This is a genomic window from Acidovorax sp. KKS102 (genome assembly GCF_000302535.1).
Lineage (GTDB): Bacteria > Pseudomonadota > Gammaproteobacteria > Burkholderiales > Burkholderiaceae_C > Acidovorax.
On the sequence record NC_018708.1, the window covers coordinates 4,307,917 to 4,330,192 of the forward strand.

General features: G+C 64.0%; 19 protein-coding genes. 9 read left to right on the top strand and 10 right to left on the bottom strand.

The window, feature by feature from the left end:
• Nucleotides 1-129: 129 nt before the first annotated feature.
• Nucleotides 130-1,509: a signal recognition particle protein gene (ffh, locus tag C380_RS19760; protein ID WP_015015616.1), complete on the bottom strand. Its 1,380-nt coding sequence runs from the start codon at nt 1,507-1,509 to the stop codon at nt 130-132.
• Nucleotides 1,510-1,607: 98 nt separating this feature from the next.
• Here ffh and C380_RS19765 point away from each other — a divergent pair, with 98 nt between their 5' ends.
• From C380_RS19765 to C380_RS19800, 8 genes are all read left to right on the top strand, one after another.
• Nucleotides 1,608-2,405 (top strand): inner membrane protein YpjD, encoded by a 798-nt coding sequence (locus C380_RS19765; RefSeq protein WP_015015617.1) that lies wholly within the window; start codon nt 1,608-1,610, stop codon nt 2,403-2,405.
• Nucleotides 2,402-2,629, top strand: a complete 228-nt coding sequence (locus C380_RS19770) for a PP0621 family protein (RefSeq protein WP_015015618.1) — start codon at nt 2,402-2,404, stop codon at nt 2,627-2,629. Before C380_RS19765 ends, C380_RS19770 begins: the two co-directional genes overlap by 4 nt.
• Nucleotides 2,630-2,651: 22 nt before the next feature.
• Nucleotides 2,652-4,355 carry a nitrogen regulation protein NR(II) gene (locus C380_RS19775; RefSeq protein ID WP_015015619.1) on the top strand — a complete coding sequence of 568 codons (1,704 nt, stop codon included), beginning with the start codon at nt 2,652-2,654 and terminating at the stop codon, nt 4,353-4,355.
• Between the two features lie 11 nt (nt 4,356-4,366).
• Nucleotides 4,367-5,902, top strand: coding sequence for a sigma-54 dependent transcriptional regulator (locus C380_RS19780; RefSeq protein ID WP_015015620.1), 1,536 nt, complete (start codon nt 4,367-4,369; stop codon nt 5,900-5,902).
• The gene (ampD, locus tag C380_RS19785; protein ID WP_015015621.1) at nt 5,886-6,515 is read left to right on the top strand and encodes a 1,6-anhydro-N-acetylmuramyl-L-alanine amidase AmpD; all 630 of its coding nucleotides are present in this window, start codon (nt 5,886-5,888) and stop codon (nt 6,513-6,515) included. Before C380_RS19780 ends, ampD begins: the two co-directional genes overlap by 17 nt.
• 376 nt (nt 6,516-6,891) lie before the next feature.
• Entirely contained in the window at nt 6,892-9,831 is a 2,940-nt protein-coding gene (locus C380_RS19790) for a ribonucleoside-diphosphate reductase subunit alpha (protein ID WP_015015622.1), read from the top strand.
• A 135-nt stretch (nt 9,832-9,966) separates the two neighbouring features.
• Nucleotides 9,967-11,163, top strand: a complete 1,197-nt coding sequence (locus C380_RS19795) for a ribonucleotide-diphosphate reductase subunit beta (protein WP_015015623.1) — start codon at nt 9,967-9,969, stop codon at nt 11,161-11,163.
• 186 nt (nt 11,164-11,349) lie between these two features.
• Nucleotides 11,350-11,943 (top strand): hypothetical protein, encoded by a 594-nt coding sequence (locus tag C380_RS19800; protein WP_015015624.1) that lies wholly within the window; start codon nt 11,350-11,352, stop codon nt 11,941-11,943.
• Nucleotides 11,944-12,094: 151 nt separating this feature from the next.
• On the opposite strand, the gene C380_RS19805 is transcribed toward C380_RS19800, so the two are convergent.
• The 7 genes from C380_RS19805 to C380_RS19835 form a co-directional block, all read right to left on the bottom strand.
• The gene (locus C380_RS19805; protein WP_015015625.1) at nt 12,095-12,994 is read right to left on the bottom strand and encodes a carbohydrate kinase family protein; all 900 of its coding nucleotides are present in this window, start codon (nt 12,992-12,994) and stop codon (nt 12,095-12,097) included.
• A 33-nt stretch (nt 12,995-13,027) separates the two neighbouring features.
• Entirely contained in the window at nt 13,028-14,695 is a 1,668-nt protein-coding gene (locus C380_RS24705; protein ID WP_015015626.1) for a zinc-ribbon and DUF3426 domain-containing protein, read from the bottom strand.
• 55 nt (nt 14,696-14,750) lie between these two features.
• The gene (gene prmA / locus C380_RS19815; RefSeq protein WP_015015627.1) at nt 14,751-15,653 is read right to left on the bottom strand and encodes a 50S ribosomal protein L11 methyltransferase; all 903 of its coding nucleotides are present in this window, start codon (nt 15,651-15,653) and stop codon (nt 14,751-14,753) included.
• A gap of 78 nt (nt 15,654-15,731) precedes the next feature.
• Complete coding sequence (accC, locus tag C380_RS19820) at nt 15,732-17,081, bottom strand: acetyl-CoA carboxylase biotin carboxylase subunit (protein ID WP_015015628.1); 1,350 nt, start codon at nt 17,079-17,081, stop codon at nt 15,732-15,734.
• A gap of 7 nt (nt 17,082-17,088) precedes the next feature.
• Nucleotides 17,089-17,544 carry an acetyl-CoA carboxylase biotin carboxyl carrier protein gene (gene accB, locus C380_RS19825; RefSeq protein WP_015015629.1) on the bottom strand — a complete coding sequence of 152 codons (456 nt, stop codon included), beginning with the start codon at nt 17,542-17,544 and terminating at the stop codon, nt 17,089-17,091.
• 170 nt (nt 17,545-17,714) lie between these two features.
• A complete protein-coding gene (locus tag C380_RS19830; protein ID WP_015015630.1) occupies nt 17,715-18,293 on the bottom strand; it encodes a TlpA disulfide reductase family protein in 579 nt (192 codons plus the stop codon).
• Nucleotides 18,290-18,889 (bottom strand): hypothetical protein, encoded by a 600-nt coding sequence (locus tag C380_RS19835; RefSeq protein WP_015015631.1) that lies wholly within the window; start codon nt 18,887-18,889, stop codon nt 18,290-18,292. Before C380_RS19835 ends, C380_RS19830 begins: the two co-directional genes overlap by 4 nt.
• A 200-nt stretch (nt 18,890-19,089) precedes the next feature.
• Here C380_RS19835 and mpl point away from each other — a divergent pair, with 200 nt between their 5' ends.
• A complete protein-coding gene (gene mpl, locus C380_RS19840) occupies nt 19,090-20,511 on the top strand; it encodes a UDP-N-acetylmuramate:L-alanyl-gamma-D-glutamyl-meso-diaminopimelate ligase (RefSeq protein ID WP_015015632.1) in 1,422 nt (473 codons plus the stop codon).
• A 55-nt stretch (nt 20,512-20,566) separates the two neighbouring features.
• Here mpl and C380_RS19845 read toward each other — a convergent pair whose 3' ends face one another.
• Both C380_RS19845 and C380_RS19850 read right to left on the bottom strand, forming a co-directional pair.
• Entirely contained in the window at nt 20,567-20,878 is a 312-nt protein-coding gene (locus C380_RS19845) for a hypothetical protein (protein ID WP_015015633.1), read from the bottom strand.
• Between the two features lie 104 nt (nt 20,879-20,982).
• Entirely contained in the window at nt 20,983-22,104 is a 1,122-nt protein-coding gene (locus tag C380_RS19850) for a 3-deoxy-7-phosphoheptulonate synthase (RefSeq protein ID WP_015015634.1), read from the bottom strand.
• Nucleotides 22,105-22,276: the final 172 nt, after the last annotated feature.

The following is a 22,276-nucleotide window of genomic DNA, read 5'->3' on the forward strand; positions in this document are numbered from 1 at the left end:
GAACCACCGCCCCCAGCCGGGCAGGCCATAAAAAAGCCGACACATGTCGGCTTTTTTGTTCACTCATATTTTCATAGCAGCTCAGGCATATGGTTGTAGCGCCTGGTGCCAAAAAGGCTTGAAAACCTTTCAGAAAGGCATCTTGGGCATGCCTCCGCCGCCCATGCCCTTCATGCCGCCCATGCGCTTCATCATCTTCATCAGGCCGCCGCCCTTCATCTTCTTCATCATGCCCTGCATCTGTTCAAACTCCTTGAGCAGGCGGTTGACCTCCTGGACATGCACGCCCGCGCCATTGGCAATGCGCTTCTTGCGCGTGGCCTTGATGAGTTCGGGCTTGCGGCGCTCCAGGGGCGTCATGCTCTGGATGATGCCTTCCTTGCGCTTGATGTCTTTTTCGGCCTTGTCCATGTCCAGCGAACCGGCCTTGGCGGTGAGCTGAGAGGGCAGCTTGTCCATCAGGCTCGAAAGCCCGCCCATCTGCTTCATCTGCTGGATCTGCGAGAGAAAGTCGTTCAGGTCGAACCCGTCACCGCTCTTGACCTTGGCCGCCAGCTTTTGTGCGGCCTCCATGTCCACCCCGGCGGTGACCTGCTCCACCAGCGCCACGATGTCGCCCATGCCCAGGATGCGGCCCGCATGGCGTTCGGCATCGAACACTTCCAGCCCGTCGATCTTCTCCGAGACACCCGCAAACTTGATGGGCGCCCCGGTGATCTGGCGCACGGACAGCGCGGCACCGCCGCGTGAGTCGCCGTCCAGCTTGGTGAGCACGATGCCGGTGAGGGGCAGCGCTTCCTTGAAGGCCTTGGCCGTGTTGATGGCGTCCTGGCCCTGCATGGCATCCACCACGAACAGGGTCTCGACGGGATTGATCGCTGCATGCAGGTCCTTGATTTCCTTCATCAAGGCTTCGTCGATGGCCAGGCGGCCGGCCGTATCGACCAGCAGCACGTCAAAGTAGTGCTTCTTGGCGTAGTCGAGGGCAGCGCGGGCGATGTCGAGCGGCTTCTGGTCGGGCGTGCTGGGGAACCATTCGGCACCGGCCTGCTTGGTCACGGTCTTGAGCTGCTCGATGGCCGCCGGGCGGTACACGTCGCCCGACACGGTCAGCACCTTCTTCTTGCGCTTTTCGATCAGGTGCTTGGCCAGCTTGGCCGTGGTGGTGGTCTTGCCCGCACCTTGCAGGCCGGCCATCAGGATCACGGCAGGCGGCTGGGCGGCCAGATTGATGTCGGCCACGCCCTCGCCCATGGTGGCGGCCAGTTCGCGGTTGACGATGCTGACCAGCGTCTGCCCGGGCTTGAGCGAGCCCAGCACCTCCTGGCCCAGGGCCTTTTCCTTCACGCGGGCGATGAAGTCGCGCACCACGGGCAGGGCCACGTCGGCTTCGAGCAGCGCCATGCGCACTTCGCGCAGCATGTCCTGCACGTTGGATTCGGTGATGCGGGCCTGGCCGCGCATCTCCTTGACGAGGCGCGTGAGTTTGTCGGTAAGGGCGGAGGCCATAGGGGTGTTTCCGGTATTGGCTGCGCGCCGTCAACAAGGGCGTTGCGTGCGCAGCCCCGCCAGGGCGCTGGCGGTGGGCGAAAGGCTAAACTGTGCCCATGATTTTAACGAGTAGCTCCCCCGTCAGTTGGCTGCTGGCCCTGGCCGCTGCCGTGGCCTATGCCGTGCCGGCTGCCGCAGCCTCCCGCCTGGGGGCTGCAGCAGCGCGCAATGCGCTGCTGGTCGCGTGGTTGCTGCACGGCGCGGTGCTGGTCTGGGGCCTGTGGGGCGATGCGCCCCGGTTCGGTTTTGCGCCCGCGCTGTCGATGACCGCCTGGCTGGTGCTCACGGTCTATGCCGTGGAACGGCAGTTGTTTCCACAAATGCAGTCACGCTGGGTACTGGCAGGGCTGGGCGCGGCCGCCATCGTGCTGGCCATGCTGTTCCCCGGGCAGCCGCTGCACGTGACCGCATCCGCCTGGCTGCCTTTGCACCTGGCGCTGGGCATTGCGTGTTATGGCCTGTTTGCAGCGGCGGTGGTGCATGCCTGGCTCATGACACGCGCCGAGCGCCACATCCGGCAGGCTGAAGACCCGCACAGCGGCATCCCACTACTGACGCTGGAGCGACTGACCTTCCGGTTCGTGACGGCGGGGTTTGTGCTGCTCACCGCCACCTTGCTGGCCGGTTGGCTGTTTGGCGAGACGCTGTATGGCCGGGCCTGGCGGTGGGACCACAAGGCCGTGTTTTCAATGCTCTCATGGCTGACCTTTGCCACGCTGCTGCTGGGCCGTGCCCGCTTTGGCTGGCGGGGCCGCAATGCGGTGCGTGTGTTGTATGCGGGCTCGGCCCTGTTGCTGCTGGCCTATGTGGGCTCGCGTTTTGTATTGGAAGTTGTTCTGGGCCGCAGCGCATGAAGTACCTGGTCTTGTTGGTCGTCATCGCGGTGGCCGTAGGTATCTGGCGCAGCCGCCGCGCCCCTGATGCGGCGGCGCCCAAAGCGCCCCCCACACCGCCTGCCCTGCCGCAGGACATGCTGGCCTGCGCGCACTGCGGCGTGCACATCCCGCAGGCCGAAGCCCTGATGATGGGCAGTCAGGCCTATTGCAGCGCCGAGCACCGGCGCATGGGCCCGGCCTGAACGACGCCTTGCCGTTGTGACCATGCAAGCAGCGCCCGCAGGCCCACTGCCGCCTTCCGCAGACGCCCCCTTCGCACGGCTGTGGCTCGGTTTTCTGACGGGCCGCGTCATGGTGGCCCTGGCACTTTTGGTGCTGCAGGGGGCCGGGCAACTCATCAACCAAGCGGAGAGTCCTACCGTAATTGCGGTCTGTGTCGCCTACCTCGTAGCTACCATGGTGCTGCGGGTGCTGTCGCGTAAAGCCCCGCCGTCGCCCGGCGCCGGCCCGCAGTGGCTGCCCTCCATTGGTGTGGACCTGGCGGCGATCACTGCGCTGCAGTTGTTGCATGCGGGCACCATGAACTACACGCCCCTGTTCGGCCTGCCCATCCTGATCGCAGCGGTCATGGGCACGCTGACCCTGGCCCTGGGCACCACTGCCGCAGTCACGCTGCTGCTGCTGGGCTGGGCCTGGTGGGTGGGCCAGTACAGCACGGGCGACGAGGGCCAGCGCTACCTGCAAAGTGCGCTGACCGGCACAGGCTACTTCATCGTGAGCTATCTGGTGCACCAGCTGGCCACCCGCCTGGCGCGCGAACAGGAAGTGGCGCAACAAAGCCAGATCGCGGCGCGCGTGCAAACGCAGGTCAGTGCACTGGTCATCCAGAACCTGACCGACGGGGTGCTGGTGGTGGACGAGACCGATGTGGTGCGCATTGCCAACCCCGCAGGGCTGCAGCTGTTGGGTGGCGTGGCACTGACCGAGTTGCCGTTTGCCCTGACCTCCACCGCGCCGTGGCACCCCCTGGTGATCCTGGCGCGGCGCACCTTCCGTCACGAACAGCCCCAGACGGCCGATGTTGATCTGCTGCACGAAGGCCAGAGCCCCACCGGCCTGCATGTGCGCACCTGGCTCACGTCCACACGCAATGCGGCCTTGCAGACGCACTCCGAGCGGCTGTGCGTGATGTTCCTGCACGACTTGCGGGAAATGGAAGCGCGGTTGCGCACCGAAAAACTCGCGGCCATGGGCCGCATGTCTGCCGCCGTGGCCCACGAGATCCGCAACCCGCTGGCCGCCATCGTGCAGGCCAATGCCCTGCTGGAAGAAGACCTGCACGAGCCGGCACAAAAGCGCCTGGCGCACATGGTGCAGCAGAACGCCGACCGCCTGGCACGCATTGCCGAAGAGGTGCTGGACATTGCCCGCGTGCAGCACCAGATCAGCCACGCCCCCGCCTCCACCGTGGTGCTGGACGAAACCGTCGCCCAGATCTGGAACGACTGGCAGGCCCAGGACCCCGCGCGGCGACGCGCCGTGGTGTCGCTGGATACCGGTGCCACCCAGGTGGAGTTTGACGCCGAGCACCTGCGTCGCGTTCTGGTCAACCTGCTGGACAACGCCCTGCGCTACATGGGCCCGGAGCCCGACTCGCTGTCGGTGACCACGCGCAATACGCCTGCCGGCCAGGTCAGCCTGCAGGTGTGGAGCGACGGAGCGCCCATGGACAAATCTGTGGAGCGGCATCTGTTCGAGCCCTTCTTCTCGTCCGAGAGCCGCTCCAGCGGCCTGGGCCTCTATATTTGCCGGGAGCTGTGCCAGCGCCATGGCGCCTCCATCAGCTACCAGCGCCTGAACCGCCCCACCGCACGCGGAGACATCGGAGGCAACGCCTTCACCGTGGGCTTCCGCCGCACGACCCGCCCCGCCGACAATGCCACCTTGTTTGACACCATCGTGGTCTGACTGCAGCCTCCATGAACGCCCCTGCCGCCTCCATCCTTGTCGTTGACGACGAACCCGATCTGCGCACCCTGTACGAGCTCACCTTGCTGCGCGAGGGCTACCGGGTCGAGACCGCGTCCAACGTGCAGGAGGCCCGCGAGCAACTCAAGGCCCAGCGTTTTGACGCGGTGATCACCGACATGCGGCTGCCTGACGGGTTTGGCATGGAGCTTCTGCAGGACCTGCGCGACCAGCAGCGCCGGGAGCGCTGCGTGGTCATGACCGCCTACGGATCGGCAGAAAACGCGGTCGAGGCGCTGCGTGCGGGGGCCTTCGACTATCTCACCAAGCCCGTGGACCTCAAGCAGTTCCGCTCGGTGGTGGCCTCGACCATCCAGGGCACCGGCGGAGTCCCCCCTCCGCGTGCGGCACGCAGCAACGGCTCCAGCCGGTCTCCCAATGCGGCGGCCAGCGAATTCGGCAGTGCCAACGCCGCCCTGGATCGCCTGGTGGGCGAGTCCGACGCCATCCGCAACGTCAAACAGCGCGTGGCCAAGGTGTCGCGCGGCATGGCGCCCGTGCTGATCCATGGCGAGTCGGGCACCGGCAAGGAGTTGGTGGCCCAGGCCTTGCACGCCAGCAGCCAGCGCGCGGATGGCCCCCTGGTCGCCGTGAACTGCGGAGCCATCCCTGAAAACCTGCTGGAAGCCGAATTCTTTGGTGCCCGAAAGGGCTCCTACACCGGGGCTTCGCAAGACCGTGACGGCTACTTCCAGGCCGCACGCGGGGGCACCCTGTTCCTCGACGAAATCGGTGACCTGCCGCTGGCGATGCAATCCAAGTTGTTGCGCGCCATCCAGGAGCGCAGCGTGCGGCCGCTGGGCTCCACCCAGGAAGAAACCGTGGACGTGCGCATCGTCAGCGCCACCCACCGCGACCTGGCGGCCGATGTCCAGGCCGGCCGGTTCCGCCAGGATCTGTACTACCGGCTCAATGTGATCGAGATCGTCATCCCGCCGCTGCGCGAGCGCAGGGAGGATCTGCCCGCACTGTGTGCAGCACTGCTCACCCGCATTGCCAACGAGTCCGGCATGCCGGTACCCCAGCTCACCGACCATGCACTGAACGCCATCGCCGCCCACCCACTGACCGGAAACGTACGCGAGCTGGAAAACCTGCTGCACCGTGCAGTCGCGTTGAGCGATGGGGACGAGTTGCAGGTGGATGCGCCCAGCGGCGCGGCAGAGGTGCAGAGGGCGCGCCCTACACCGTCCGCGTTGGCCAGTGCGGCAGAGGTTCCGACTGGCGGAGCCTCCTCCCCGCCCGATACCGCCCCAACCCAACAGCCTCTGGCCAGCGGATGCACCGTGCCCCTCCCCAGCGACCTGCAGGCCTGGCTGGATCAGCAGGAGCGCGAGATCCTGATCCGCGCGCTCAAAGAATCCGGATTCAATCGCACGGCCACGGCGGCACGCCTGGGCATCAGCCTGCGCCAGATTCGCTACCGCATTGCCCGGCTGAACATCGCGGTACCCAACGACCAGGACCCGCATGACGACCAGGGCTGACAGCGCCCCGGCAGCAGCCCCCACGCACTGGGACGGCGGATGGCACTTGGCAGCCCAGCGGCTGGCATCGCCGAACTTCGGACCACGCCCCGTACAGGCCTCGGGGGTGGACCTGATCGTGGTGCACTCCATCAGCCTGCCCCCGGGTGAATACGGCGGCGGCACTGTGCAACAGCTGTTCACCAACACTTTGGACTGGGACGCGCACCCTTACTACCAGGGCATTCGCGGACTGCAGGTGTCCGCCCATTTTTTCATCGAGCGCACCGGTGCGCTGTGGCAGTTTGTGGATTGCGACCAGCGAGCCTGGCATGCGGGGCAATCGTTCTACCGAGGCAGGAGCCAGTGCAACGACGATTCCATCGGCATTGAACTGGAGGGCCTGGAGGGCCTCACCTTCGAGTCCGCCCAATACGAGACACTGGCCTGGGTCTGCCAGGACATTGCGCAGCGTTACCCCATCGAGCATATCGCGGGGCATGAACACATCGCCCCGGGGCGTAAGCTTGACCCCGGCCCGGGCTTTGACTGGTCCAGGCTGCAACAGGCCCTGGGCTGGCCAGCGCAGCGATTCCCGCAAGGCACACAGACGGGCCCGCAGCAGCTTCGCTGACGCCGCGCTTTCACTGTCGCACGGGCGCATCAAGGCAATTTTTTCTTTGTGCGTTCGCACATATTTTTGCAGCCAAGCACAGCGCGGCCTGGCGCAGGAAATCCGCCGCCAAGGTACGCCGCTGCAAGGTTTTGCATCGCCCACATCGCGTTTACAAGGGTTCGCCGCAGGTGCCTATTGCCAAGGCAACGGGGTTGGGAACCTGCTGTTTCGGTTTTGGGGACTCATTCCAGCGGTACACTACCGGTAGTGTCTTGAACCGCCTCGACACACCATATATAGTGTGCGCCAGACTGAAGTCCGGTGCAGCACCAACACACTGCGGCGGCGCTCCAGGCCGCACGCCACCCCAGACAGCCCACAGAAGAGGACACCCATGCAAGCTGCTTTGAACACGCCTTCCCCATCGCCCACCACCTCTGCGGATACCGCCACACACGCTGCAGCGGCCGCAGCTTCCGGGCACCCGCTCACGCATTACCAGATCATTCGCCGCAACGGCGCGGTGGTGCCGTTCGAGCCCCAGAAAATTGCAGTGGCGATGATGAAGGCGTTTCTGGCAGTGCACGGCACGCAGGGCGCCGCCTCTGCCAGCGTGCGCGAGGTGGTAGATACGCTCACCCAGAACGTGGTCCGCGCCCTGATGCGCTCGCGCCCGGGCGGCGGCACCTTCCATATTGAAGATGTGCAGGACCAGGTCGAGCTGGGCCTGATGCGCGGCGAGCACCACGAAGTCGCCCGCGCCTACGTGCTGTACCGCGAGCGCCGCACGCAGGAGCGCGCCCACCACCAGGAACAGCTCGCTCCCGCCACCCCGGTGATGCACGTGATCGACAACGGCCAACGTGTGCAGCTGGACATCCTGCGCCTGCACGCATTGATCGAGTCGGCCTGCGCCAACCTGGGCGCTGACATCAAGGCCGCTCCCATCGTCGCCGAGACCATGCGCAACCTGTATGACGGCGTTCCCATGGACGAGGTCTACAAGGCATCCATTCTGGCCGCCCGCACCCTGATCGAAAAAGATCCCGACTACACCTACGCCACGGCCCGCCTGCTGCTGCACACCATAGTACGTGAGGTGCTGGGGCGTGACGTGACCCAAAGCGACATGGGCCAGGCCTACAAGGACTATTTCCCCACCTTCATCCAGAAGGGGGTGGACAACGAGCTGCTGGACGAGCGCCTGCTCAAGCAATACGACCTGAACCGCCTGGGTGCTGCGCTCAAGGCCGAGCGCGACCTGCAGTTCGATTACCTGGGCCTGCAGACGCTGTACGACCGCTACTTCCTGCACGTCAAGAAGACCCGCATCGAGCTGCCCCAAGCCTTCTTCATGCGCGTGGCCATGGGCCTGGCGCTGAACGAAACCGACCGCGAGGCCCGCGCCATCGAGTTCTACGAAGTGCTGTCTAGCTTCGACTTCATGTCCAGCACGCCCACGCTGTTCAACAGCGGTACGCTGCGCTCACAGCTGTCGAGTTGCTACCTGACCACGGTGCCGGACGACCTCGATGGCATCTACGAGTCCATCAAGGAAAACGCCCTGCTGTCCAAGTTCGCGGGCGGCTTGGGCAACGACTGGACGCGCGTGCGCGCACTGGGCAGCCACATCAAAGGCACCAACGGCGAATCGCAAGGCGTGGTGCCGTTCCTGAAGGTGGTGAACGACACGGCCGTGGCGGTGAATCAGGGCGGCAAGCGCAAGGGCGCCGTCTGTACGTACCTGGAAACCTGGCACCTGGACATCGAAGAGTTCCTGGAACTGCGCAAGAACACCGGCGACGACCGCCGCCGCACGCACGACATGAACACGGCGAACTGGATTCCCGACCTGTTCATGCGCCGCGTGATGGAAAAGGGCACCTGGACCCTGTTCTCGCCCTCCAACGTGCCGGATCTGCACGATCTGTTCGGCGCCGACTTTGAAAAGGCCTATGTGGCTTACGAAGAAAAAGCCGCACGCGGCGAGATCAAGCCCGCCAAGACCGTGCAGGCCACCGACCTCTGGCGCAAGATTCTGACCATGCTGTTTGAAACCGGCCATCCCTGGATCACGTTCAAGGATGCCTGCAACGTGCGCTCGCCCCAGCAGCACGCTGGCGTGGTGCACTCGTCCAACCTGTGCACCGAGATCACGCTGAACACCAGCGATACCGAAACTGCCGTTTGCAACCTTGGCTCGGTCAACCTGCTGCAGCACATCAAAGACGGCCAGATCGATCACGAGAAGCTCAAGAAGACCATCACCGTGGCCATGCGCATGCTGGACAACGTGATCGACATCAACTACTACGCCGTGAACAAGGCCCGCGACTCCAACCTGCGCCACCGCCCCGTGGGCCTGGGCGTGATGGCCTTCCAGGACAGCCTGTATGCGCTGCGCATTCCTTATGCCTCGCAAGAAGCAGTGGAATTCGCCGACAAGTCGATGGAAGCCATCTGCTACTACGCTTATTGGGCTTCCACCGAGCTCGCCAAGGAACGCGGCCAGTACTCCAGCTACAAGGGTTCGCTGTGGGACCGCGGCATCCTGCCGTTTGATACGCTGGACATGCTTGCCAAGGCCCGTGGCGGTTATGTGGAAGTGGACCGCTCGTCCACGATGGACTGGGACGCCCTGCGCAAGAAGATTGCGCAGGACGGCATGCGCAACTCCAATTGCGTGGCCATTGCGCCCACTGCCACCATCTCCAACATCATCGGCGTGGATGCCTCGATCGAACCCTCGTTTGGCAACCTGTCGGTCAAGTCCAACCTGTCGGGCGAGTTCACCGTGATCAACAGCGGGCTGGTGCGCGATCTCAAGCGCCTGGGCCTGTGGGATGACGTGATGATCATGGACCTCAAGCACTTCAAGGGTTCGCTGCATCCCATCGACCGCGTGCCGCAGGACATCAAGGCGCTGTACTCCACAGCTTTTGAAGTCGAGCCTCAGTGGCTGGTGGAGGCCGCATCGCGCCGCCAGAAGTGGATTGACCAAGCACAGAGCCTGAACATCTACATGGCTGGCGCATCGGGCAAGAAGCTCGACGACACCTACAAGCTGGCATGGGTCCGTGGCCTCAAGACCACCTACTACCTGCGCACGCAAAGCGCCACACACGTCGAGATGAGCACCGTGAACACGCGCCAGCTCAATGCCGTGTCGTCGGGTGGAGACAGCGGCGCATCGGCAGCTTCTGCCACGGCGCAAGCGCAGCCCAGCCCGCTGGAAGCTGCTGCAGCAGCAGCTGCTCAACAGGCCGCGGCGGTGCCAGCGACGGACGTGAAGTTCTGCGCCATCGACGATCCTGGCTGCGAGGCCTGCCAGTAAGCACTTTGCGAGCAACGCTTCGGAATCGCCCGGGGCGTTGCTTCGGTGCTGTGAAGCAACAAAACCTTGCTGCACAACGCTTCAGTGCTTTTCTTTTCGCAGCACTGCTTTCATAATCCGAACACTGGAAAATCTATGTTGACCTGGGACGAAGAAGTCAAGCCCTCATCGCAAAATCAACTGGACGGCGGTCTGCCCAACAACCGCCAGGTGGGACAACCGCCTCTCGCTTTCCAGACACCTTCGCTGCAACCCGTGGGCACCACGGCCCCTGCAGCACAAACCTCCACGACACCCGTCACCGCCGCAGCGCATCGCCGCGTCAATGCAGCCGACAAGCGCATCATCAACGGCCAGACCGACGTCAACCAGTTGGTGCCCTTCAAGTACAAGTGGGCGTGGGAAAAATACTTGGCCACCTGCGCCAACCACTGGATGCCCCAGGAGGTGAACATGACGCGCGACATCGCGTTGTGGAAGGACCCCAACGGCCTGACCGACGACGAGCGCCGCATCATCAAGCGCAACCTCGGTTTCTTCGTCACCGCCGACTCGCTGGCCGCCAACAACATCGTGCTGGGCACCTACCGCCACATCACTGCCCCTGAGTGCCGCCAGTTCCTGCTGCGCCAGGCCTTCGAAGAAGCGATCCACACCCACGCCTACCAGTACATCGTCGAGTCGCTGGGCCTGGATGAGAGCGAGATCTTCAACGCCTACAACGAAGTCCAGTCGATCCGTGACAAGGACGAGTTCCTGATCCCCTTCATCGAAGCGATCATGGACCCATCCTTCAAAACCGGCACCCCCGAAACCGACCAGACCCTGCTCAAGTCGCTGATCGTTTTTGCCTGCCTGATGGAAGGCCTTTTCTTCTACGTGGGCTTCACGCAAATTCTGGCGCTGGGCCGGCAGAACAAGATGACAGGCGCTGCGGAGCAGTACCAGTACATCCTGCGCGACGAGTCGATGCACTGCAACTTCGGCATCGATCTGATCAACCAGCTCAAGCTGGAAAACCCGCACCTGTGGACGGCGGAATTCAAGGCCGAGATCAAGGCACTGTTCCTCAAGGCTGTCGAGCTGGAGTACCGCTACGCCGAAGACACCATGCCCCGTGGTGTGCTGGGCATGAACGCCTCCATGTTCAAGGGCTACCTGCGCTATATCGCCAACCGCCGCGCCACGCAGATCGGGCTGGAGACACTGTTCCCCAACGAAGAAAACCCGTTCCCGTGGATGAGCGAGATGATCGACCTCAAGAAGGAACGCAACTTCTTCGAGACCCGGGTTATTGAATACCAGTCCGGTGGTGCGCTGTCCTGGGACTAGCGCTTTTTTTGCAGGCCACACCACATGGATTTTTACACCACGCCCAGCACCGACAGCGCCGCAGAGTGCTGCCCTGCGGGGCGTTCCCGTGTTCATGGAGATGGAGTTTTGATCCATCTCCATGGATCGCTTTCTGTCCACTGCAGACAGGAAGTGCTCTTTGCAAATTGACCCAAGGAGAACATGATGGCAACTGCGAAAAAACCGGCCGCTAAAAAGGCTGCTCCCGCGAAGAAGGCTGCAACAGCCAAACCCGTAGCCGCAAAGAAGGCTGCACCTGCCAAGAAGGCAGCAGCACCGGCAAAGAAAGCCGCTCCTGCCAAGAAGGCCGTAGCTGCGAAGAAGGCAGCAGCACCGGCAAAGAAAGCCGCTCCCGCCAAGAAGGCCGTAGCTGCGAAGAAGGCTGCACCTGCCAAGAAGGCAGCAGCACCGGCAAAGAAAGCCGCTCCCGCCAAGAAGGCCGTAGCTGCGAAGAAGGCTGCACCTGCCAAGAAGGCAGCAGCACCGGCAAAGAAAGCCGCTCCCGCCAAGAAGGCCGTAGCTGCGAAGAAGGCTGCACCTGCCAAGAAGGCAGCAGCACCGGCAAAGAAAGCCGCTCCCGCCAAGAAGGCCGTAGCTGCAAAGAAGGCTGCCGCACCTGCCAAGGCTGCCCCCGCAAAGAAAGCTGCACCGGCCAAGAAGGCCCCCAAGGCGCCTGCCCCTGCGGCTGCTGCCCCCGCAGCACAAACCACGCTGAACCCTCAGGCAGCTTGGCCTTTCCCTACGGGCAACAAGCCCTGATCCTGGCGCGCCACGCGCTCAACCCGGTGCACACGCACCGGGTTTTTTTTTCGCCTGCATCTTGGTATGGGTTCTCCCGAGGGTCGCCCGGTGAGCAAATAGCGCTGTATCGCCCGACGTACCGCAACGCGGGCGACATTGGCTGAGTGGCTTATGCCAGCGGATCGAAATCCAGCGTGTAGTTCTGTGGGCCACGCTGCGCGATCTTGAGGGCGCCCACCCGGTTGCCCAATTCGGCACAACGTACGAGTGGCCAGCCCTTTTCCAAACCAAACAGCAGCGCGCCGCGCCAGGCGTCGCCACAGCCCGTAGGGTCCACCACGGCGGCAGGTTTCACGGGGGGGACATGGGTTTTGTCACCATTCACCCAGACCTCGCAGCCCTCAGCGCCCAATGTCACCACCAGCCCCTGCACCTTGCGGGAGATATCGGCCAGCGACCAGCCGGTGCGGTCGCACAGCATCTTCCCCTCGTAGTCATTGACGGTGACCCAGGTGGCCTGTTCAATGAACTGGGTCAATTCCTGCCCGTTGAACATGGGCAGGCCCTGACCCGGATCGAACACAAACGGGATGCCTGCCGCGACGAACTGGGCTGCATGCTCCAGCATGGCATCGCGCCCATCCGGCGCGATGATCCCCACGCCGACACGGCTGTCGGCACCAATGCGGTTGGCATGGGCTTGCATCATGGCACCGGGGTGAAAGGCGGTGATCTGGTTGTTGTCACGGTCCGTCATGATCATCGCCTGTGCGGTGTAGGTGTCCTGCACCTGCCCAACGTGGCGAGCATTGATACCCAGCGACTCCAGCCGCTGCAAGTAGTCGGCACCGTCGCTGCCCAGCATGGCCATGGGCAGTGGCTCACCACCCAGCAACTTGAGGCTGTAAGCGATATTGCCCGCACACCCCCCGAAGTCGCGGCGCAGCGAAGGGACCAGGAAGGACACATTCAGGATGTGCAGTTGATCCGGCAGGATCTGCTCAGCAAAACGCCCCTCGAAAGTCATGATGGTGTCGAACGCCAGGGAACCACAAATGAGGGCAGCCATAGATAGTGAAACTCGGTAAGTTGTTGGTAGAAATCAGGGATAGAACGCCAGCAGCCGGTAGCCCGCCACACGTGCACCGCCTGTGGTCACGAGCACCGACACCGAGGTGCCCCACTCCCCCTTCGGGGGCAACTCCGCCGGCGCGGCCATGTCGGCGGGCAACAAGACCCGCCGCAACACGGGCTGGTCCTGGGCATCGGTCAAGGTCAATTCCACCGCAGGCATGGCCAAGGGGATGGTGGCGGTGCTCTTCATCGTCAGCGCCAGCTGGTAGCTGTCGCCGCGCGCCTTGTTGAAGGAAGAACTGTCGATGACCACATCGGCAATCTGGCGCACGGGAGCAAGCTCGCAGCGCAAGGGCTCGCACAGTTTCACCAGCCAAGGACGAGTGCGAGCGTCCAGCGCGGCAATGCGGTCGCGTTCCTGCACGGCAATCTGCAACGCCAAGCCCAGCAGGGAAATAAAGAACACCAGCCCCAACGCCATCCGCACGACAGGTTTGCGCCAGAACGCCTTACGGCGCGCAGCAAGCACAAAACTGACCTCGGGGTCAGACTCCTGGCCCTCGGCCTCATCGTCATCATCTGCAGCGCGCCGAGGTCGCGCCCGCAGGATGGCAGCGTGCGAATCGTCCTTCACCAGCTCCATAGCCGGCGTCTCCGGGGCATCCGCCTTGGGCACAAAGTCGACGGAAGGCAACGGAGGTGCCAGAGCAACGGACTCCGCGACCGGCGCTGGCGCGGGCTTCCGCACTTCGTGCAGAAGCGCTGCACTGGGGTCGGATGGCTGCGGCGCCAAAGCCTCCGATGCCCCCGTTGAATGGATCGGCTCGCCCGACAGGTCGACGAGGCCAGCGGCATCCGCATCCAAGGACGCATCCAGTGTCACTTCGGAATCGCGAAGTTCTGCAAAAGGCAGTTCGTAACCAGCAGGGCTGGGGGGCTCGGTCACAGGAGGCAAAGACCCTCCGGCCAAGCTGCCGGCCTCCTCGCCGGCAACGGGTGTCACCAAACCCGAGGGCACCGCCGCGGCATCCCCATGTCCATGTACAGACCCGTGCGCATCCAATGCGGAATCGCCAGCGCGTAGAGCCGTGCTGGGTTCCACGACCGGCTCCCGGATCTCCGCAGGCACTGGGGCCGATAGCGTTACCCCGGCATCCACCGCAGCCGGGGCCCGTGGCGCGCTGTGGGTCCTCCAGGCAAAGGGGGCGACGAGGTCATCCCCCAGAACTTCGGGAGAGGCTTCCTTGCGAGCGCCTGCCGTGAGAAACGCGGGCACCGCCGGGCTGGGGATATCCAGCACAGGAGCTGCAGCTACATCATGCACTGCGCTGAACAGCGGGGCGTCAACCGTGTTGGTCACCGCTGCCCGGGTAGCGGACTCCGAAACACTCCCAGTGACAGGCGTGGTCGCCTTTACGGCATTCGCAGCTGCGGGCGGAGCGGCGCCAGTGGATTTGCCGCCGCCCCACGCACCCAGCGCATCGGGCTTGCGGGCGACCGGGGCTGTGGGCGCCCGCAGGTCCGTGAGCGACACATCGGGCAGCAGCGCTTCAGGCGCCACCGGCAGCAAATGGGCAGAGGCATCGAATACCTCCTTGCATTGGCCGCAACGCACCCATCCCTCCGAGATGCGCAATTGGTCCGCCACGACCTTGAAGGTGGTGGCGCAGGACGGGCAGCGGGTGATCTGGCTCATCAGCGAAGGATTGTAGAGGCCATGCCACGGCCGCCAGAACAGCGCTCGCGCACGTTCAACGGCGTGCGGTCATCAGAATCCAGCCATCCTCTGCGTCCGCCACTTCCAGCGGCAGCCAGGGCGCGTACGCCTCCTTGAGCTCATCCGCCTGGCGCTCCAGAATGCCCGCCAACACCAGATGGCCGCCCGCAGCCACATAGCTGCACAGCAGCGGGGCCAACACCCGCAACGGCGTCGCCAGGATGTTGGCCAGCACCGTCTGGTATTCGCCTTGTGCCTTGTCCGGCAGACCTGCTTTGAGCGTGACCTGATTGGCCTCGGCGTTTTGTACGGTGGACTCCACAGCCGCAGGGTCGATATCGACTGCATCAATGTCCGTGGCGCCGAACTTGGCCGCACCAATGGCCAGAATGCCCGACCCGCATCCATAGTCCAGCACCCGCCCCAGGGGGTTGCCCTGACCGGGCTGCGTAGCGCCGTTGCGCGCAATCCAGCGCAGGCACATGCGTGTGGTGGGGTGTGTGCCCGTGCCAAACGCCAAGCCGGGGTCGAGCCGGATGCTGCGTACGGCCTGGGCGGGCAGTTCATGCCAGGTAGGCACGATCCAGAAATCGGGTGTGATGTCCACCGGTGCAAACTGCGACTGGGTCAGCCGCACCCAGTCCTGCTCGGGCACCTGGGCCACACCCAGCACCTGGCAGCCCACAAAAAAGTCCTGCACCACCAGCAACTGCTGCGCTTCGCGGGCCGCCACCTCGGAGGGGAACAAGGCGACCACACGGCTGCGCTGCCAGCCATCCTTGGGCGGCGGCATGCCAGGCTCTCCAAACAGCGCCTGTTCGGCGTCGGTCTGCGCATCGGCGTCCTCCACCGATACGGAAAGCGCATCCAGCGCGTCCAGCGCATCGCTGACCGCTTCAATCCGGTCCTCGGGGCACATCAGACTCAGCTCAAACATAGGCGTCTCTCGAAAAAAGTGAAATGCTGGCACCCGTTGCCAGGAGCCAGCATGTGACCGACCTGCAAGTCTGCCTGCTCAGCGCTTGTGCTGCGACAGCCACTCTTCCAGGTAGTGAATGTTGGTGCCACCCGCCATGAACTTGGCGTCCACCATCAGCTCGCGGTGGAGCGGCACGTTGGTGTTGATGCCTTCGATCACCGTTTCGGACAGCGCCGTGCGCATGCGGGCCAGGGCCTGCTCACGCGTGTCGCCGTGCACGATGATCTTGCCGATCATCGAGTCATAGTTCGGCGGCACAAAGTAGTTGCTGTAGGCATGCGAGTCCACGCGCACGCCAGGGCCACCCGGTGGATGCCACGTGGTGATGCGCCCGGGCGACGGGATGAACTTGTACGGGTCTTCCGCGTTCACCCGGCATTCGATGGCGTGGCCGCGGATTTCGATCTGGCGCTGGGTGAAGGGCAGCTTTTCGCCAGCCGCCACCATGATCTGCGTCTTCACGATGTCCACGCCCGTGATCCATTCGGTCACAGGGTGCTCCACCTGCACGCGGGTGTTCATTTCGATGAAGTAGAACTCGCCGTTTTCGTACAGGAACTCGAACGTGCCCGCACCACGGTAGCCAATCTTCTTGCACGCGGTCACGCAGCGCTCGCCAATCTTCTCGATCAGCTTGCGGGGGATGCCAGGGGCCGGAGCCTCTTCGATCACCTTCTGGTGGCGGCGCTGCATGGAGCAGTCGCGCTCGCCCAGATACACCGCGTTGCGGTGCTTGTCGGCCAGGATCTGGATCTCGATGTGGCGTGGGTTCTGAAGGAACTTCTCCATGTACACCGCCGGATTGCCAAACGCAGCGCCCGCCTCGGCCTTGGTCATTTGCACAGCATTGACCAGCGCCGCCTCGGTGTGCACCACGCGCATGCCGCGGCCACCGCCGCCGCCGGCGGCCTTGATGATGACGGGGTAGCCGATGGCCTTGGCGATGCGGCGGATTTGCACCGGATCGTCGGGCAGTTCGCCCTCAGAGCCCGGCACGCAGGGCACGCCCGCACGGATCATGGCCTGCTTGGCCGACACCTTGTCGCCCATGATGCGGATCGACTCGGGCGTAGGGCCGATGAACTGGAAGCCGCTCTTTTCGACGCGCTCGGCGAAATCCGCGTTCTCGGACAGGAAACCGTAGCCAGGGTGGATGGCTTCGGCATCGGTCACCTCGGCCGCCGAGATGATGGCCGGCATGTTGAGGTACGACAGTGGCGAAGGAGCGGGGCCAATGCAGACAGCCTCTTCAGCCAGCTTGACGTATTTGGCGTCGCGGTCGGCCTCGGAGTAGACCATCACGGCCTTGATCCCGAGTTCACTGCAGGCGCGCTGGATGCGAAGGGCAATCTCCCCTCGGTTTGCGACCAGGATTTTCTTGAACATGCGCGCCTTATTCGATGACGAACAAAGGTTGTCCGTATTCCACGGCCTGGCCGTTTTCGCCCAGGATGCGGGTCACAGTGCCCGACTTGTCGGCCTCGATCTCGTTGAGGATCTTCATGGCCTCGATGATGCAGATGGTCTCGCCTTCCTTGACCTGACTGCCCACTTCGACAAAAGGCTTGGCGCCGGGGCTGGACGAGCGGTAGAAGGTGCCCACCATGGGGGACTTCACGATGTGGCCCGCTGGGGCTGCGGGTGTCAACGGCGCAGGCAGCTCGGCAACTTGTGCAGCAGCGGGTGCGGGGGCCACAGGGGCCTGCACGGGGGCAGCAACGTACTGCTGAACAACTCCCCCCACGCTCTTGACGATGCGGACTTTGCCCTCGGCTTCCGTGATTTCGAGTTCAGAGACGTTCGACTCGGACACGAGATCGATGAGGGTTTTGAGTTTTCGCAGATCCATGGAAGCTCCAACGGCTATAAAACTGAATAGGGCGCGAATTTACTCCAATTTCACCCTATCGCAGTCTTCCACCCGTATTTTTCATGAACTTCGGCATGGGAAAGTGCCGTTTCATCGAGAGAAGACACGTCAAGAACCCCTATACAGCCCGTGTATATGGGCGCGCATCCTCAACGCAGCCCCGCCCAAAGCTGCAGGTCTTGAGTGGTCACTTGCCCCATTTTACGGTGCAGCACCTTCCCCTCCCCGCCCAGGACCACCGTGAAGGGCAAGCCTCCTGTCAGGTTGCCCAGCGACCGTCCCAGATCCGTGCCGCCCAAACCAGCCAGCCCCACCGGAAAATCGAGCGGAATGCGCGTCAGAAACTTGCGCACCGCCGAGGGCTGGTCAATCGCCAAACCCAGCACTTGCCAGCCTTTGGCAGATTGTTCGCGATAGAAGGCGTTGAGCATGGGCAGCTCTTCCACGCAGGGTGGACACCACGTGGCCCAAAAATTGAGCAGCAGCGGCTTGCCAGCCAGGGACTTCATGGCCACGGTGCTACCGGCGGGCGTTTCAAACTCCAGCCCCCAAAGCGCCTGCTCGGCCCCCGGCTCCACGGCATGGGGCTGAAACTTCCACCATGCGAAGCCCGCGCCACCCAGAGCCGCAGCCCCAGCCACCCCCGCATACAACAGGCGCCTGCGCGCTGCCGAGGGAGCGGAGACATCGGGAGTCACCGGGGCGAGAGATTCAGCAGGCTGTGTCATGGGGTCGTGGATTCCTGAAGCAAGCGGCGCACGGCCGTGATGTCACCGCGCGGTGTCCGGCCCTTGGCGTCGGGTTTGAGCGCACCCCGCAGGTCGTCCAGGTCATAGATGAGCAGGTGCACACCGATCATTTCATTGAGCTCGGGCGATTTGCTACCCAGGCTCAGCGCCTCCACCGATTCGCCATGAAAGCCAGTGACCGTTCGCGGTTCGTAGTCCACATGATGATCGATCAGCGCGATCTCTGCCGATTTGGGGTCATCACAGAACAATTGCAGGTAAATGTCTGACAGGCGCGTGGCCGTGCCATGCCACACCGCCCCCGCCAGATGCGGCCGAAAGGCCGCCATGCGGTCCATCCACACCAGGGCCAGTTGGCGTAACGCCCGCAGCTCGCGCGGCTGGGTGTCGGCACAGAAGAGCTGGATATACTCCCGCACCGCCTCTTCCACCTGATCGTTGTCAGGCAGCGGGGTGCGGGCTGGCAGGCCCATCTGCCGCAGCGCCCGGCGCTTGGCGGGGCCCCATTCCAGCCCCTCCTCCACCACCAGGCGGGCGGTCGTTTGGGCGATTTCTTCGCTCAGGGGTGTGTGCATGGCAGCGGTGGAGAACTAAAGACCCTGCATTGTGGCGCGAAGCCGTGACACGGCGGCCGATGACCCCAGGCGGCACTGGCGACCCAGACAACCGGCGCGCAGGGGAACTACTATTTTGAGAGCACCTCAGGCAGACAGAGTCGGCGCCAGCAGTCCTTTTTGCCTTGAAGGAGGCCCCCCCGGCCTTAGAATCTGCGCCCATGCATATACACATACTGGGCATCTGCGGCACGTTCATGGGAGGCCTCGCGGCCCTGGCGCGCGAGGCAGGGCACAAGGTGACGGGCTGCGACGCCGGGGTCTACCCACCCATGAGCGACCAGCTCCGCGCGCTGGGCATCGACCTGATCGAAGGCTTCAGCGCCGACCAGCTCGCGCTCCAGCCCGACATGTTTGTGGTGGGCAATGTTGTCAGCCGCGCCCGGCTGGCCGACGGCTCCCCCAAGTTTCCGTTGATGGAAGCCATTCTGGACGCGGGCCTGCCTTACACCAGCGGCCCCCAATGGCTGGCCGAGCATGTGCTGCACGGTCGCCATGTGCTGGCCGTGGCCGGCACGCACGGCAAGACCACCACCACCTCGATGCTGGCGTGGATTCTGGAGTCGGCCGGGCAGCAGCCGGGCTTTCTGATCGGCGGGGTGCCGCTGAACTTTGGCGTGTCCGCGCGCCTGGGCGCTGCGCAGCGCCCCGCGCCAGCCGCCACGCCGCTCGGCGCCGCACCGCTGTTCGTGATCGAGGCCGACGAATACGACACCGCCTTTTTCGACAAGCGCAGCAAGTTCGTGCACTACCGGCCCCGCACCGCCGTGCTGAACAACCTGGAGTTTGACCACGCAGACATCTTTGACGACCTGGCGGCCATCGAGCGCCAGTTCCACCACCTGGTGCGCACGGTTCCTCCGTCGGGGCGCGTGGTGGTCAATGGACTGGAAGAAAGCCTGGCCCGCGTGCTACACACCGGCTGCTGGAGCGAGGTGACCAGCTTTGGCGCCGCCGTCAGCGACTTTCACGCCGTGGGTGACCCGCAGGCTTTTGACGTGGTGCACCAGGGGCAAACCGTGGCGCGCGTGGAATGGACACTGACCGGCGTGCACAACCAGCTCAATGCGCTGGCGGCCATCGCGGCGGCCCACCATGTGGGCGTGGCGCCCGCACAGGCCGCGGCCGCTCTGGGCAGTTTTCAGAACGTCAAGCGGCGCATGGAATTGCGTGGCACGGTGGGCGGTGTGGCCGTCTACGACGACTTTGCCCACCACCCTACCGCCTTGCGCACCACGCTTGACGGCCTGCGCCGTACCTTAGGCGCTGGCGCACGCATCTTGGCGGTGTTCGAGCCCCGCAGCAACACCATGAAGCTGGGCGCGATGAAAAGCCAGCTGCCCTGGGCGCTGGAGCCCGCCGATCTGGCCTTTTGCCACACGGCAGGGCTGGACTGGGATGCTGCACAGGCGCTGGCACCGCTGGGCGTCGGGCCCGGCCAGTGCGCCCAGACGGCCCCGGACATCGATACGCTGGTGGCCCAGGTCACCCAGGCCGCACGCCCGGGCGACCACGTGGTGTGCATGAGCAATGGTGGCTTTGGCGGCATCCACGCCAAGCTGCTGCAAGCACTACAAAAATAATAGCTACTGGCGCATACTCCACCAGCGCTAGCAGCCAATTTTTATCAAATGGCGTTCAAAACGTGACCGCCATGCCCGGCACGTCCACCCGCACGATGGGCTTGGCGAGTGCGGCGCTGGCGGCACGCGCAAAGTCGCGGGACCAGGTGGGGTCTTGCATCAGCGCCACACCGGCCGCGCGGGCCACGGTCAGCACCTTGTCGGCCAGCAGCACCTTGCCGCTGGCGCGCAGAGGCTCGCAGTCCAGCGCGATGAACTGATCGTCGAGCCAGCGCCGCCCCGCCTCGTGGGCCATGGGCTCGGCGCCCTCCAGATCAAAACGGTATTCCTGGTTTGCGGCCAGCTTGACCGACACTTCGCTGTGCATGATGGATCGCCTTTCTGTGTTGTTGCGGTGACTGGTGACCGCTGCTGCACGCAGAGTGCGTGCAGCAAGAGGCCCCAGTTTAGACCTTGCAATGGAGCCAGCGATCAGCGGGCGCGGCGTGCCTTGACGGCGTCCGACAGCTCGGCCAGCGCCTGCAGCGAGGCGTCCCAGCCCAAGCAGGCGTCGGTGATGCTCTTCCCGTATTCGAGTGCCGAAGGATCGTCCTTGCCAGGCGTGAACTTCTGGGCGCCTGCGGTCAGGTGGCTTTCGATCATCAGGCCGAACACGCTGCGCGAACCGCCGGCCACCTGGGCCGCCACGTCGCGGGCCACGTCCAGCTGCTTTTCGTGCTGCTTGCTGCTGTTGGCATGGCTGCAGTCCACCATCAACGTGGCTGGCAGCTTGGCGGCTTCGAGGTCCTTGCAGGCAGCGGCCACACTGGCAGCGTCGTAGTTGGGCATCTTGCCGCCGCGCAAAATCACGTGGCAGTCCTTGTTGCCCTTGGTGTTCACGATGGCCACCTGGCCGTTCTTGTGCACCGACAGGAAGTGGTGGCCCCGGCTCGCCGACTGGATGGCGTCGGTGGCGATGCGGATGTTGCCGTCCGTGCCGTTCTTGAAGCCGATGGGCGCCGAGATGCCAGAGGCCAGCTCGCGGTGCACCTGGCTCTCGGTGGTGCGCGCGCCAATCGCGCCCCAGCTGATGAGGTCGCCGATGTACTGGGGCGAAATCACGTCCAGGAACTCGCTGCCGGCAGGCATGCCCAGTCGGTTGATCTCGATGAGCAGCTGGCGCGCAATGCGCAGGCCTTCATCGATGCGGTAGCTTTCGTCAAGGTAGGGGTCGTTGATCAGCCCCTTCCAGCCCACGGTAGTGCGTGGCTTTTCGAAGTACACGCGCATCACGATTTCGAGTGTGTCGGCGTACTGGGTGCGCACGGCCATCAGGCGGCGGGCGTACTCGACAGCAGCGGCAGGGTCGTGGATGGAGCAAGGGCCAATCACCACCAGCAGGCGGTCATCTTTGCCCGCCATGATGTTGTGGATGTTCTTGCGGGTCCGGGTGATCAGCGACTCGACCGGCGTGCCGCCGATCGGGAAGAAGCGGATCAGATGCTCGGGAGGAGGCAACACGGTGATGTCCTTGATACGTTCGTCGTCGGTCTGGCTGGTTTTCTCGACGCTGCGGTACCAGGCATCGCTGGTGGGGTTGGTAGTGGCCGTCATGGTTGCTTCCTCGTGGAGTCGGTTGGAGTGGATGGAAAAACGGGAGGGCTGAAAAACAAAAACCGCCGGGCTTTGCAGCGTCGGCGGTTGGTATGGGGAGGTTGTGTGTGCTTGCGCGTTTTCCTCTCATCCGCCGGGGACCGAGATAAAAAACCAAAAATAAAACGCGCTA

Bases quoted from the DNA above. Each gene is read 5' to 3' on its own strand.
- ffh (WP_015015616.1), bottom strand. From the start codon at position 1,509: ATGGCCTCCGCCCTTACCGACAAACTCACGCGCCTCGTCAAGGAGATG.
- C380_RS19765 (WP_015015617.1), top strand. From the start codon at position 1,608: ATGATTTTAACGAGTAGCTCCCCCGTCAGTTGGCTGCTGGCCCTGGCC.
- C380_RS19770 (WP_015015618.1), top strand. From the start codon at position 2,402: ATGAAGTACCTGGTCTTGTTGGTCGTCATCGCGGTGGCCGTAGGTATC.
- C380_RS19775 (WP_015015619.1), top strand. From the start codon at position 2,652: ATGCAAGCAGCGCCCGCAGGCCCACTGCCGCCTTCCGCAGACGCCCCC.
- C380_RS19780 (WP_015015620.1), top strand. From the start codon at position 4,367: ATGAACGCCCCTGCCGCCTCCATCCTTGTCGTTGACGACGAACCCGAT.
- ampD (WP_015015621.1), top strand. From the start codon at position 5,886: ATGACGACCAGGGCTGACAGCGCCCCGGCAGCAGCCCCCACGCACTGG.
- C380_RS19790 (WP_015015622.1), top strand. From the start codon at position 6,892: ATGCAAGCTGCTTTGAACACGCCTTCCCCATCGCCCACCACCTCTGCG.
- C380_RS19795 (WP_015015623.1), top strand. From the start codon at position 9,967: ATGTTGACCTGGGACGAAGAAGTCAAGCCCTCATCGCAAAATCAACTG.
- C380_RS19800 (WP_015015624.1), top strand. From the start codon at position 11,350: ATGGCAACTGCGAAAAAACCGGCCGCTAAAAAGGCTGCTCCCGCGAAG.
- C380_RS19805 (WP_015015625.1), bottom strand. From the start codon at position 12,994: ATGGCTGCCCTCATTTGTGGTTCCCTGGCGTTCGACACCATCATGACT.
- C380_RS24705 (WP_015015626.1), bottom strand. From the start codon at position 14,695: ATGAGCCAGATCACCCGCTGCCCGTCCTGCGCCACCACCTTCAAGGTC.
- prmA (WP_015015627.1), bottom strand. From the start codon at position 15,653: ATGTTTGAGCTGAGTCTGATGTGCCCCGAGGACCGGATTGAAGCGGTC.
- accC (WP_015015628.1), bottom strand. From the start codon at position 17,081: ATGTTCAAGAAAATCCTGGTCGCAAACCGAGGGGAGATTGCCCTTCGC.
- accB (WP_015015629.1), bottom strand. From the start codon at position 17,544: ATGGATCTGCGAAAACTCAAAACCCTCATCGATCTCGTGTCCGAGTCG.
- C380_RS19830 (WP_015015630.1), bottom strand. From the start codon at position 18,293: ATGACACAGCCTGCTGAATCTCTCGCCCCGGTGACTCCCGATGTCTCC.
- C380_RS19835 (WP_015015631.1), bottom strand. From the start codon at position 18,889: ATGCACACACCCCTGAGCGAAGAAATCGCCCAAACGACCGCCCGCCTG.
- mpl (WP_015015632.1), top strand. From the start codon at position 19,090: ATGCATATACACATACTGGGCATCTGCGGCACGTTCATGGGAGGCCTC.
- C380_RS19845 (WP_015015633.1), bottom strand. From the start codon at position 20,878: ATGCACAGCGAAGTGTCGGTCAAGCTGGCCGCAAACCAGGAATACCGT.
- C380_RS19850 (WP_015015634.1), bottom strand. From the start codon at position 22,104: ATGACGGCCACTACCAACCCCACCAGCGATGCCTGGTACCGCAGCGTC.